Origin of the sequence: Burkholderia latens (assembly GCF_902499045.1) — a bacterium.
Lineage (GTDB): Bacteria > Pseudomonadota > Gammaproteobacteria > Burkholderiales > Burkholderiaceae > Burkholderia > Burkholderia latens.
The window spans coordinates 56,551-69,354 of the sequence record NZ_CABVPL010000020.1 but is presented as its reverse complement, the minus strand read 5'-3'; the positions used below and the strand labels follow the sequence as shown (position 1 = coordinate 69,354).

The 12,804-nt window shown below is 69.4% G+C and carries 11 protein-coding genes; 4 read left to right on the top strand and 7 right to left on the bottom strand.

The window, feature by feature from the left end:
- Positions 1–2: 2 nt before the first annotated feature.
- The 3 genes from BSE24067_RS15955 to BSE24067_RS15945 form a co-directional block, all read right to left on the bottom strand.
- Positions 3–512, bottom strand: a complete 510-nt coding sequence (locus tag BSE24067_RS15955) for a GNAT family N-acetyltransferase (protein WP_151064414.1) — start codon at positions 510–512, stop codon at positions 3–5.
- A 533-nt stretch (positions 513–1,045) separates the two neighbouring features.
- Positions 1,046–3,064 (bottom strand): LssY C-terminal domain-containing protein, encoded by a 2,019-nt coding sequence (locus BSE24067_RS15950; RefSeq protein ID WP_151064415.1) that lies wholly within the window; start codon positions 3,062–3,064, stop codon positions 1,046–1,048.
- A 102-nt stretch (positions 3,065–3,166) separates the two neighbouring features.
- Entirely contained in the window at positions 3,167–3,619 is a 453-nt protein-coding gene (locus tag BSE24067_RS15945) for a hypothetical protein (protein ID WP_151064416.1), read from the bottom strand.
- A gap of 306 nt (positions 3,620–3,925) precedes the next feature.
- On the opposite strand from BSE24067_RS15945, the gene BSE24067_RS15940 reads away from it, so the two are divergent.
- Positions 3,926–4,573 carry a response regulator gene (locus BSE24067_RS15940; protein ID WP_151064417.1) on the top strand — a complete coding sequence of 216 codons (648 nt, stop codon included), beginning with the start codon at positions 3,926–3,928 and terminating at the stop codon, positions 4,571–4,573.
- Positions 4,570–6,372, top strand: coding sequence for a sensor histidine kinase (locus tag BSE24067_RS15935; RefSeq protein WP_151064418.1), 1,803 nt, complete (start codon positions 4,570–4,572; stop codon positions 6,370–6,372). The genes BSE24067_RS15940 and BSE24067_RS15935 overlap by 4 nt, the downstream gene beginning before the upstream one ends.
- A gap of 30 nt (positions 6,373–6,402) precedes the next feature.
- Here the strand turns inward: BSE24067_RS15935 and BSE24067_RS15930 are convergent, their stop codons facing one another.
- Complete coding sequence (locus BSE24067_RS15930) at positions 6,403–7,716, bottom strand: MFS transporter (RefSeq protein WP_151064419.1); 1,314 nt, start codon at positions 7,714–7,716, stop codon at positions 6,403–6,405.
- A 113-nt stretch (positions 7,717–7,829) separates the two neighbouring features.
- Positions 7,830–8,855 (bottom strand): ABC transporter substrate-binding protein, encoded by a 1,026-nt coding sequence (locus BSE24067_RS15925; RefSeq protein WP_151064420.1) that lies wholly within the window; start codon positions 8,853–8,855, stop codon positions 7,830–7,832.
- 235 nt (positions 8,856–9,090) lie between these two features.
- On the opposite strand from BSE24067_RS15925, the gene BSE24067_RS15920 reads away from it, so the two are divergent.
- Positions 9,091–9,756: a response regulator transcription factor gene (locus BSE24067_RS15920; RefSeq protein WP_151064421.1), complete on the top strand. Its 666-nt coding sequence runs from the start codon at positions 9,091–9,093 to the stop codon at positions 9,754–9,756.
- Positions 9,743–11,164, top strand: a complete 1,422-nt coding sequence (locus tag BSE24067_RS15915; protein ID WP_151064422.1) for a sensor histidine kinase — start codon at positions 9,743–9,745, stop codon at positions 11,162–11,164. Before BSE24067_RS15920 ends, BSE24067_RS15915 begins: the two co-directional genes overlap by 14 nt.
- Before the next feature lie 21 nt (positions 11,165–11,185).
- Here BSE24067_RS15915 and BSE24067_RS15910 read toward each other — a convergent pair whose 3' ends face one another.
- Positions 11,186–11,950: an ABC transporter ATP-binding protein gene (locus BSE24067_RS15910; RefSeq protein WP_151064423.1), complete on the bottom strand. Its 765-nt coding sequence runs from the start codon at positions 11,948–11,950 to the stop codon at positions 11,186–11,188.
- Positions 11,947–12,804, bottom strand: coding sequence for an ABC transporter ATP-binding protein (locus tag BSE24067_RS15905; protein WP_151064424.1), 858 nt, complete (start codon positions 12,802–12,804; stop codon positions 11,947–11,949). Before BSE24067_RS15905 ends, BSE24067_RS15910 begins: the two co-directional genes overlap by 4 nt.

The following is a 12,804-nucleotide window of genomic DNA, read 5'->3' as shown; positions in this document are numbered from 1 at the left end:
AATCAGGCGCCGGCTGCCGCCGCGTCGCCGAGCCATTTGTACATCACGAGGCAATCGACGAAGCCGAGCCGCGCGTGACGATACGCGCGCGGCAGCCGGCCGACGATGTCGAAGCCGAGCTTCTGCCACAGCGCGACCGCGACCTCGTTCGTCGCGACCACCGAGTTGAACTGCATCGCGAGGAAGCCGCGGTCGCGCGCGACCTGCTGCGAGTGTTCGCACATCAGCCGTGCGACGCCCTTGCCGCGCGCGGCTTCGTCGACCATGTAGCCGCAGTTGCACACGTGATTGCCGGGGCCGGCCGCGTTCGCCTTCAGGTAATACGAGCCGAGCAGCACGCCGTCCTCTTCGGCCACCCATGTGCAGAGCGGTGCGTCGAGCCAGATCGCGCGCGCGGCTTCGCGCGTCGGTGCGGGATCGAATGCGTAGGTCTCCTGCGCGGCGACGATCGCGTGGTACGTGGGCCAGAAGCGCGGAAAGTCGTCTTCGGTCATCGGGCGAAGCGTGATCATGCGGGGTCCTTTCGAAGCGAGGGATTGAAACGGCATCGCAACAGTAGAGCCGCGTGCCGCGGCATATCGCGCGATGGTGCCAGAAACGCGTTGGCCGTGTCGCTCCATCCGGGGACTGCCAACGAGATTGCCGCGCTCCCTCCGCATGCGCGGCCGTCGAACACACCGTCGGCGCCAATGAGATCGACCGTCCGGCCGAATCGCCATCGTACGCGCCGAATGAAAGAATGATTGTCGTTCGGAAAGCCGCCCTCAATGGCCGAAACCCGGAGCCGCGAAGGCGGCAGACACATTCCCCGTGCAGCGCGTTGACGTTGCGCTTCGTCGCGATCCGGCCGTCGACCAGCGTGCATTCCGCTTCATCGGCCCGATCCGACACCTCACCCGGCCACGTCGATACTTCTATTCGCCGTCGCCGAACGGCCCCCCCGCTCAAAACGCTACCCGCGGTGCTCGACACGGTCGGCCTGCGCCTGTCCGTCGTCGCCGCGCAACCGTCCCGGCCGTCGCACGCGTAACGTCGCACGCGCGCTTCACGGCTGCACCATCCACACGAGCAGCATCGCGCGCGGCGCCGTGCTCATCCCCGCCGGCGGCTGTTCGATTCTCGGCTCGACGTTGAGCGCCTGCGCGATCGTCGCCGCATCGTCGACCGTCGCCGTGCGTACGAACGTCATCAACCGCGCAGGCCGATGCAGCGTCTCGCGATACAGCGCGCCGTACCACAGCGGCCGCGTCCCGAGCGCATCCTGCAGCACGTACGGATACCGCCACAGCCGCAACACGAGCCGGCTGTCCGGATGCGCCGGATCGACGCGCACGAACACGCGGCGCGTGCTCTCGCCGTGCGTGTAGCGCGGCAGCACCGGCAACGCATCGGCCGGCGCCTGCGGCAGCAACCAGCGCAGCGCGGTCGCGGGCGACCACGGCGTCGCGCGCTGCCAGCCGGCCAGCGCAAGATGGCGGTCGAGCGTGTCCGACGTCGCGCACCACTGCAGCGACAGATGTTCCTCGCGATCGCCGCCGATCTCGGTGCGCCGCGTCGGCACGCGTTGCCAGCCGCCGCGCAGCCACTGATCGACGGTCATCGCGACGACGTCGCCCCCATGCGGACGCGCCGCGCGATCGAGCTGCCATTGCGCGGGCACCGTCCATACGCCGGCCGTCGCGAGCACGACGAGCACGGCGACGAGCGCGCCGCGCGGCTGCACGTGCTCGCGCACCTGCCAGTACGCATACGCGCCCGCCAGCACCGCGAACCATCCGAGCCCGAGGCTCCATCCGCCGAGCAGCCCCGACAGCCACGTCTCGCCGACGTACAGCCGCGCGAAGCCGCCGAGCACGATCCACAGCACGACCGCCGTCACGACCGGAATGCGCCACAGCGCGGGCCGGTCGCGCGTCAGCACCCAGCCGATGCCGCTGCTCGCGAGCATCGCGAACGCCGCATCGGCGTCGGCCAGCGGCATGTGCGGCGCGCCGGGCGGCAGGCTCGCGGGCGTCGTGCCGGGCAGGCCGACGCCGAACGCCGGCACGAGCACGACCGCGATGCCGATCGTGCCGAGCCACCACGCCGCCGTCCACCAGCAGCGATGAATCAATAGCCATACGAGGAACGCGGCCGCGACGATCAGCCCCGTATCGTGGCCGTGCAGCACTGCGAGCGCGCGCATCGCCGCATCGACGGGTGGCGTGCGCAGGTTCTGCAGGAACGCATAGAGTGCGATGTCGGCGTGCATCAGCGGATCGTTCGCGACGACGTCCTGCACGATGCGGGCGAACAGCCATACGCAGCCGACGAACAGCAGCGCGAACACGGGCACCGCGCCCGGCAGGCGGCGCACCTTCACGATCGCGTCGTGCAGCCACGCGCCGAAGCGCGGCCAGTGCTCCATGCAGGCATGGATGGCCGCGGCGGCCGCACGGCACAGCAACGGCCAGCCGCGCCGCAGTGCGACACGCACGCCGATCCACACGAGCGCGACCAGCGCGGCGACGACAAGCAGGATCGCGGCGACCCGCACGCTGATCGCCGCGGCGAGCGCGGCCGATGCACCGAACAGGATGCCCGGTGCGACGTGCACGGGCGCCCAGATCAGCGCCGACACGACGTTGACCGGATAGAACGAACGGCGCGGCAGTGTCGCGCAGCCCACCACGACCGGCACGACCGCGCGCACCGGCGCCAGGAAGCGCGCGAGCACGATGCTCTTCATCCCGTGGCGCAACACGAACTGCTCGCCGCGCGCATAGGCATCCGCGTAACCCAGCCTGACCCAGCCGTTGCGCACCGCGCCGCGGTAGCGCCGTCCGAGCTCGTAGCTGATCCCGTCGCCGGCGATCGCGCCGGCGGCCGCGACGCCGATCGTCGTCCACGCATCGAGCGCGCCCGCGCCGATCAGCGTGCCGGCAGCGAACATCACCGCGCCGGCCGGCACGACCGTGCCGATCAGCGCGATCGCCTCCGCACAGGCGGTGGCGAACACGATCGCCAGCACGAGCGCCGGATGGGCGCCGATCGCGCCGAGCCACGCGTGGATCGTCTCGCTCATCGCGGGCCGCGCGGCGTGACGGCGCCGGGCGCGTGCAGCGGGCCGGCGGGGGCGTCGGGAGCGTTCATCGGCACGTGCGTGCGTTCGCGGCGGCCGGCGGCGTCAGTCGAACTCGTGCTGCCGCGCGTCGGCTTCGAGCGGCGCGTCGTGATAGCCGACGGTTGCAATCTCGTGCAGATAGCGCGCGAGAAACGCACCGATCGACCCGGCTGCCTCGTACTGATGCACATGGCGGAATTCATGGGTAAGCAGGCGTCGCGTGTCGTGGCCGCGCAGCACGAACACCGCATGGCCGAGCGTGAGGCCGATCGTTCCGGGCGACAGCAGCCCGGTGTCGCGCGCGATCGCGCCCAGCGCCGGCGTGTCCGGAAACGGCAGCCGGTCGACGATCACGACGCGAATCCGCTCCGGCTGCGCGACGCCCACGGCGCGCGCGTCGTCGGCCTGCGCAGGCGTCAGCGGCACACCGCTTGCGAGCCCGTGCGCCGCTTGCGCACCTGCCCACGCGACGGCATCGGGCAGCGCGGACGGCAGTATCTCGGCGAGGTCGATCATCGTGAGTGCTCCTGCGGGCGGAACAGTGCAATCGGGCACCAGTTTATCTCCTAATCGGCGTGAGCCGCGAGGCGCCGGGGCCGCCGAAAGAACGCGGCTCAGCCGGAATGCCGGCCCCGTCTGGCCGCGGGGCTTGTACCATTTCGCGCGGACTATTTCCTTTCAAGATACATTCGCCCCCCGGATGTCTCAAAAATTTCCTTCAGATGCAGCATTTCCCGCTTCGGCGGAATATATTGATCAGAAGAACGGCCGCGGCGACACCCGGCAGCGCAGCCCGCGGCGCCATCCCGAAGAGGTCGCTAGATGATCAGGGTAATTCTGGCTGACGATCACGCAGTCATGCGGGACGGGCTGCGTCACATCCTGGAAGCGGCCGGCGGATTCGAAGTCGTCGGCGAAGCGAGCGACGGCGCCGCCACGCTCGCGCTGGCCGAGCGCCGCATCGCCGACGTGCTGCTGCTCGACCTGTCGATGCCGGGGCCGACCGGCATCGATCTGATCCGGCTGATCAAGACGCATGCGCCGTCGCTGCGGATGATGGTGCTGACCATGCACGCGGAGACGCAGTACGCGGCGCGCGCGTTCAAGGCCGGCGCGACCGGCTACCTGACGAAGGACAGCGCGGCCACGGAGCTCGTCGAGGCAGTCGCGAAGGTCGCGGCGGGCGGCGTCTACGTGAGCCCGTCGGCGGCCGAAAGTCTCGCGCGCACGCTGCGCTCGCCGGCCGGCATGCTGCCGCACGAACGGTTGTCGGCGCGGGAGCTCGACGTGATGCGCCGCATCGTCGCCGGCCAGACGGTCACGCGAATCGCATCGGACCTCACGCTGAGCGCGAAGACGGTCAGCACGTACAAGACGCGCATCCTCGAGAAGATGGACCTGCCGCACGAAGCCGCGCTGGTGCGCTACGCGGTGCGCCACGCTCTCGACCTCGACGTCGGCGACGCATGATGGGCGCGTTGCGCTTCCGCTCCGCCGCCGGCGGCGACGACGATAACGACGCGCCGGACCCGTCGCGCCTGTTCATGTCGTCGCTGCCGCCCGGCCGGCGCGAGCGGCGGCTCGCGATCGCGACGGTGCTCGTGTCGGCGCTGATCTTCGTCGCGATCGCGCCGTTCGCCGGCATGCCGCTTGCTCGCGTGTGGGGCTTCATTCCCGTGTACCAGTCGGCGATCGTCGTCAACGACATGGTGACGGCCGGCCTGCTGCTCGGCCAGTACGCGATCCTGCGCGAGAAATCGCTGCTCGCGCTCGCCGGCGGCTACCTGTTCACGGGCTTCATGGCCGGCACGCACATGCTGACCTTTCCGGGGCTGTTCACGCCGACGGGCCTGCTCGGCGCGGGCGAACAGACCACCGCGTGGCTGTATCTGTTCTGGCACGGCGGCTTTCCGCTGGCGGTCGCCGCGTACGTGCTGCTGCGCGCGGCGTCGCGTGCGCGCCCGGCGTCGCTCGAGCAGCGCCGCGCCGCGATTCCGATCGTGCTGTGCATCGTGCTCACGGGCGGCGCGACCGCCGCGCTCGCGCTGCTCGCGACCGCCGGCCACGACCTGCTGCCGCGGATCATGCAGGGCAACCGGATGACGCCGACGATGACCGACGCGATCGTCATCGTATGGACGCTCAACCTCGGCGCGCTCGTGCTGATGTGGCGGCAGCGGCGCCGCCATTCGGTGCTGGACCTGTGGGTGATGATCGTGCTCGTCGCGTGGCTGTTCGACATCGCGCTGGCATCGATGCTGAACCATGGGCGCTTCGATCTCGGCTTCTACGCCGGCCGCACCTACGGTCTCGTCGCGTCGGGCATCGTGCTGTTCGCGCTGCTGTTCGAGAACGGCCGGCTGCATGCGCAGACGGTGCGTGCGCTCGCCGGTGCGCGCGACCAGCATCTGCTCGTCGTGCAGAAGAGCGCGCAGCTCAACGACGCGAACGAACGGCTCGAACAGCGCGTCGCCGCGCGCACCGCGCAACTGAGCGCGTCGAACCGCGACCTGCGGCGCGAAGTCGAGGAGCGCGTGCGTGCCGAACGCGCGCTGCAGGCGTCGCGCGAGGAGCTGCGCGAGATCGCGGCGATCAGCGCGACCGCGCGCGAGGCGGAACAGCGGCGCATCGCGCGCGAACTGCACGACGAACTCGCGCAGACCCTCGCGACGCTGAAGAACGATCTCGAATGGCTGCTCGATCGCGTGCCGCAGGACGACGCGCTGCTCGCGCGCAAGATCGCGGCGATGCATGCGCTCGCGCGCGGCGCGGTGACGGCCACGCGGCGCATTGCATCCGACCTGCGTCCGCTGATGCTCGACGATCTCGGGTTCGCGGCCGCGATGCAATGGCTCGTGCAGGACTTCCGGAACCGTCACGGGATGGCGTGCACACTGCACGTCGAGCCGGGCGAACTGCAGCTCGACGAACCGTATGCGACGGCCGTGTTCCGCATCGCGCAGGAGGCGCTTGCCAACGTCGCGCGGCACGCGGCCGCGTCATGCGCGACCGTCGAGCTCCTGTACCGCGACGAGATGATCGCGCTGACGATTCGCGACGACGGCGCGGGCTTCGATCCGGGCGCGCCGCGCAAGTCGGCTTCGTTCGGGCTGGTGGGGCTGCGCGAGCGCGCGTATCTCGTCGGCGGCACGCTGCGGATCGATACGACGCTCGGCGAAGGAACGACGGTGGAGGTGGATATTCCGGTGTCGTCCACGCATGTGACGGTCGCGCATGAAGGAACGGACGCGCCGGGGACGAACGGGTAAAGCGGTCAACGCGGACCGCCGACGGGACGCTCACGCCCGCGCCGCCACCATCCCGCGCTCCGAACGCGTCCACGCGACCAGCGCGCCGATCCCGAGCAACGCGAGGCACACGATCGGCACGATCATCGGCCCGAATGCGGTGCCCGTCGCCTTGCCGGCGAACGGCATCAGGTTCTGGCTGAAGAAGCCGCCGAGGTTGCCGATCGAGTTGATTGCCGCGACGCTCGCCGCCGCACGCGCGCCGGTGAAGTAACGCGGCGGCATCGACCAGAAGCACGGATACAGCAGCGGAATGCATGCACCGCCGAGCACGAGCGCGATGAAGCGCAACGGCGTCGACGGCAGCACGAGGCTCAGCAGGAAGCCGAGCGCACCGAGCGCCGCGACGATCGCGATCGTGCGCAGGATGCTCTTCGCGCGGCGCAGCTTCGACGGCAGCCACACGAGCAGCACCACCGCGAGCGCCCACGGCAGCATGCTCAGGAAGCCGTTCGTCGTGCTCGACACGCCGAACGATTTCACGAGCGTCGGCAGCCAGTACGTGACGCCGTACAGCGACGTCGACATCAGCATGTAAGTCGCCGCGAACAGCATCACGCGCGGATCGAGCAGCGCCTTCCACGGCTGCGCATGCTCGGCATGCGTCGGCTTCTCGCGCTCCAGCGCGGCCGCGACGATCTGCTTCTCGCGCTCGTCGAGGAACGGCGCTTCGCGGAACGACGCCGGCAGCACGCGGAACACGACGATCGCGACGATCACGGCCGGCAGACCCGTCGCCACGAACACCCACTGCCAGCCCGCGAGCCCCCACACGCCGTTCAGGCTCAGCAATACGCCGCCGACCAGCGATCCGAGCATGTTCGCGAGCGCACTGCCGAGCGTGAAGATGCCGAGCACCTTCGCGCGGTAGCTCTGCGGGAACCACAGCGTCAGGTAATAGATCACGCCTGGATAGAAGCCGGCTTCGGCGATCCCGAGCAGAAAGCGCAGCGAACAGAACGCGGGCATCGACGTCGTGAAGCCCATCAGCACGGTGATGAGTCCCCACGTCAGCATGATCCGCGCGAGCCACACGCGGGCGCCGTAGCGATGCAACGCGAGCGTGCTCGGCACCTCGAACAGCAGGTAGCCGATGAAGAACAGCGACGACGCGAGACCGAACGCGGCCTCGGTCATCCCGAGGCTGTGCACCATCTGCAGTTTCGCGAAGCCGACGTTCTGCCGGTCGATGAACGCGATCAGGAACATCACGACGAGGATGGGCAGCAGGCGCCGCGCCATCTTCGACATGATGCGCTGCTCTTCGGCGGACGCGGGGTCCAGGGTTTCGGTGGTGGCATTCACTGCGGGCTCCTCCGTGAATCGGTTGCTTGTCGGTTGATTCGGCGCCGCGCGCGACGAACGCGCGTGCGCCATGGTGTTCGAGGAAATCGTGGCCGGCTGTCGGATGGAAGCCGTCAGCCGCTCGGGTAATCGTCGAGCATCGGCGCGAACATCTCGTGCCACGCGCGCGGCTTCGCCTTGATCGTGCCGGCGAGATACAGGAACTCGACGTAGTCCATCAGCTGGTTCGGCCGCACCGAGAACCGCGTGTCCGGCGCGGCGAGCATCCGCATCACGTCGTCGTGCGACACGCCGACACCCGACGACGCCGCATACAACGCGGCCGCCGTGCGCGGGTCCTGCGCGATCAGCCGGTTCGCTTCGTCGAGCGCGCCGAGGAACGCGCTGGCGAGCGCGGGCTCCGCATCGACGAGCCGCTTCGGCGCGAACACGACGTCGAGCGTCATCGGGCCGAGCACGTCGATCGAGTTCACGACGCGATGAATGCCCGGCTGCCGCAACTCGAGCGTCGAGAACGGCGGCGACGTGAAGTGCGCGGTGACGCCGCTCTCGCGCCGAATCAGCGCCTGCATCGCCTGCGGATGCGGCAGGTTCACGGTGATCGAATCCAGTTGCGCGAAATGCCGGGCGCCGAGTTGCCGGCTCGCGACCATCTGCAGCACGACCGCCGACAGCGACGTGCGGATGCCCGGCACCGCGATCCGGTCGGACGGCGTGAAGTCGCGCAGCGACGCGAGACCGGGACGGTTCGCGTTGAGCGACAGCGACGTCGTCGACAATCCGCTGATGCCGATCACCTCGACGTTCGGAATGCCACGCGCCCGCGCCCACAGCTCGATGAAACCCGGCGCGCCGGCACCCGCGAAGTCGAGCGTGCCGGCCATCATCGCGTCGTTGACGGAATTGCCGCCGTCGAGCAGCACCCATTCGACCGCGACGTCGCGCAGCCCGTGCCGCGCCGCGTGCCGCTCGAACAGCCGCTGCTTCTCCATCACGAGCAGCGGCAGATACAGCACGCCATAACCCTTCGAGATCCGCACCGTGCGCGGCTTCGCGCGCACCAGCGACGGCGCGCCGAGCGCGCCCAGCATGCCGAGGCCGGCGGCGAGCATCGTGCGGCGGCGGGCTGACGTCAACATTCGCGCGTCTCCGTGCGGCGCGCGGCATGCGCCGGCGCGGCAGCCGCCATCGCGCTACGCCGCCGGTCCGGCCGCGCGTTCGTCGTGCGCGTGACATGCTGCATGTTGTCGTCTCCTCTGGTATTAATGCCGTCGTCGCTCGTTCCGGCTGAACACAGGTTATCGAGCGAGTCTGAGAAAATGCTGACATCCCGGCCTCGGGAAAACCCCTAACCCTCACCCTTCAAACGGCACCATGCGCATTCTCGTCGTGGAGGACGATGCCGAAATCGGCGCGGCGATCCGCAGCCGGCTCGCGCGGCTCGGCCATGCCGTCGACCTCGAAACCGACGGTTCGACCGCGAACAGCCTGCTGCGCGTCGAGCGCTTCGATCTCGTCGTGCTCGATGCGAACCTGCCCGGCCTCGACGGCTTCGCGGTGCTGCGCAACCTGCGCGCAGCGGGCAGCACGACGCCGGTGCTGCTCGTCACCGCGCGCTCGGCGATCGACGATCGCGTGAGCGGCCTCGGCCTCGGCGCCGACGACTATCTCGTGAAGCCGTTCGATTATCGCGAGCTCGATGCGCGCGTGCAGGCGCTGCTGCGCCGCAACAGCGGCCACGCGAACGACGTGCTGACGCTCGGCGGCCTCGTGATCGACCGCAGCAGCCGGCTCGCGGAACTCGACGGCCAGCCGCTGTCGTTGTCGCGCCAGGAATTCGCGCTCCTCGAAATTCTCGCGAGCCGCCCGCAGCGGATCTTCTCGAAGGACGAGCTGCTGAACCAGTTGTTCAGCTTCGGCAACGAGCCGAGCGCGAACGCGGTCGAGCAATACGTGACGCGCGTGCGCAAGAAGCTGCAGGGCAGCTCGGTCGAGATCCGCACCGCACGCGGGATGGGGTATCAGATTGCCGCGCATTGACTGGTTCCCGAAGACGCTGTTCGGACGCACGCTGCTGTTCATCGCGCTCGTCGTCGCGACCGGCGCGCTCGCGCTCGCCGCGATCGCACGCTACTACGCGGGCGTCGCCGCCGAGCGCGCGTACGACCAGCTGCTCGCCGGCGCGTCGATCCAGGTCGCGGAGAACCTGTACGTGCAGGGCGGCGTGCTCGCGCTGAATCCGCCGGTCGCTGCGCTGTCCACGCTGTCGCGCTACGACCTCGTCTATTACAAGGTCGTCGATTCGCGCGGTGTCGTCGTCGCCGGCTACAACGATCTCGGGACCCCCGCGACGCTCGCCGCCGCGAAGCAGGGGCCGGCATTCGCGAATGCCGTCTACCAGGGGCACCGGATCCGCACTGCCACCATCGCGCGCTACATGCCCGAGGAAAGCACGCCGGGCTGGGCGCTCGTGACGGTTGCGCAGACAACCAACGCGCGGCAGCAGCTGACGAACGACATGAGCATCAAGGTATGGACGCTGATCCTGCTGATGAGCGTGCTCGCGATCGGTGCGAGCGGGCTCGCGATCCGGCGCGGGCTGCGCCCGCTCGCGCAGATCGGCGCGATCATCGCCGCGCGCGATCCGGCCGACCTGCGGCCGGTGGCCGTCGATACGCCGAGCGAGATCGACGCGATCATCGGGTCGATCAACGGGCTGATACGCCGGCTCGCCGAGCGGATCAACGCGATGCAGCGCTTCATCGCCGATGCCGCGCACCAGATGCGCACGCCGCTCGCGCGACTCGATGCGCAAATCGAATTGCTCGACGGGGAAGCCGATCCGGCCCGTCATGCGGCGCGGCTCGATGCGTTGCGCGCGACGTGCTCGGACGTCGGGCGTCTCACGGGGCAGTTGCTCAATCATGCGATGGTGATTCATCGAACCGAGGCCGTGCCGCTGCAACCCGTCGAACTCGTCGCGCTCGCGAAAGAGGTGCTGGGCCGCACGATTCCGCTCGCTGGCGAGCGCGACGTGGCGGTCGCGTTCGCCAGCGATGCGCCGCAGGCATGGATCGACGGCGATGCGATCAGCTTGCAGGAAGCGTTGTCGAACGTGCTGCACAACGCGCTGCTGCATGGGCACGCGGACGACATCGTCGTGTCGGTCGCGACTTCGGGCAACGTTGATGGTGCGGTCACGCTGACCGTTACCGACAACGGTCCCGGCATTCCGCGCGAGCATTGGGACGCGGCATTGCAGCCGTTCGTGCGGATCGCGCCGGACGGCAGCGAGCGCCGCACCGGGTCGGGGCTCGGGCTCGCGATCGTGCAGGAAGTGATGAAGGCGCACGGCGGGCGCGTCGGGTTCGCGTTTCCGGACGCGGGCGGGTTTGCGGTGGTATTGACGTTTCCGCGGGGGACGACGAGGCACACAAACGAAGCATGATTCTGCTCCGCGTATCGGCACTTACACTGCCACCGCCTCCCCACCGAGATAAGCATCGCGCACCCGCTCGTCGTCGAGCAGCACCTTCGCCGGCCCTTCGAGCACGACCCGCCCCGTCTGCAGCACGTAACCATAGTGCGCGATCTCCAGCGCGAGGCTCGCGTTCTGCTCGACCATGAACACCGTCACGCCCTGCTGGTTGATCGCATCGATCAGCTCCAGCACCTTGTCGACGTAGAGCGGCGACAGCCCCATCGTCGGCTCGTCCATGCAGATCAGTTTCGGCCGCGCCATCAGTGCACGCGCCATCGCAAGCATCTGCTGCTCCCCGCCGGACAGCGTGCCCGCGCGCTGCGCGAGCCGTTCGCGCACACGCGGAAACAGGTCGAGCACGCGTTCGTAGTCGTCGGCCACCGCCGCACGATCGCCGCGCGTGTACGCGCCCATCAGCAGGTTCTCGCGCACGCTCATGTCGCCGAACAGCCGCCGCGCCTCCGGCACGGCCGCGATCCCGCGCCGCACGCGCTGCGGCGTCGCGAGCGCGGTCACGTCGTCGCCGTCGAAGCGCACGACACCGCGGCGCGGCCGCATCAGCCCGAGAATCAGCTTCATCGTCGTCGACTTGCCGCTCGCATTGCCGCCGAGGAGGCTGACGATCTGCCCGCGGCCGACTTCGAAGCTCACGTCGAAATGCACCTGCACCGGTCCGTAAAACGTATCGAGGTGTTCGAGTTTCAGCAGCGCGTCGGTCATGGTCGTATCGGGTTCCGAAGAAAGTGCGCTCATGCGGCCGCCTGCACGGTGCGCTCGGTAGCCGCGCCGCCCGCATGGCGGCGGCCGAGATAGGCCTCGATCACGCGCGGATCGTGCCGCACGTCACGCGGTGCGCCTTCGGCGATCTTCACGCCGTTGTCGAGCACCATCACGCGGTCGGACACGCGCATCACGAGTTCGAGCTTGTGCTCGATCAGCAGGATCGTCAGGCCGCGCGCCTTCAGTGACTGGATCAGCTGCAGCATCTCGGCCGTCTCGGTCTCGTTCATCCCGGCCGTCGGCTCGTCGAGCAGCAGCAGGCGCGGATGCAGCGCGAGCGCGCGGCCGATCTCCACGCGCCGCCGGTTCGCGTACGACAGGCTGTGCGCCGGATGATCGATGCGCGGCGTGAGCCGTTCGCCGAATCCGGCGATGATGTCGCGCGCCTCGTCGCGCAGCGCCGCTTCCTCGCGCCGCACCGAGGCCGGCCGCACGAGTGCGCGCAGCACTTCGGCCGCCGCGCCGAGCGCCGGCCAGCCAGGCCGCGCCGCGCGCAAGCGCGCATGCGCGCCGAGCAGCACGTTGTCGAGCACGCTCAGGTTGCCGAACACGCGGCCGTGCTGGAACGTGCGCGCGATGCCCAGCGCCGCGAGCCGTTCCGGCGCCGTTCCGGTGATGTCGCGGCCGTCGAATGTCACGCGGCCGGCATCGGGCCGGTCAGCGCCCGCGATCAGGTTGAACAGCGTCGACTTGCCCGCGCCGTTCGGGCCGATCACGCTCAGCAGCTCGCCGTCGGCGAGCGTCAGGCTCGCGCCGTCGAGCGCGGTCACGCCGTCGAAGCGGCGCGTCAGGCCCTGCACGTCGAGCAGGGGTCGAACAGCGGTCAT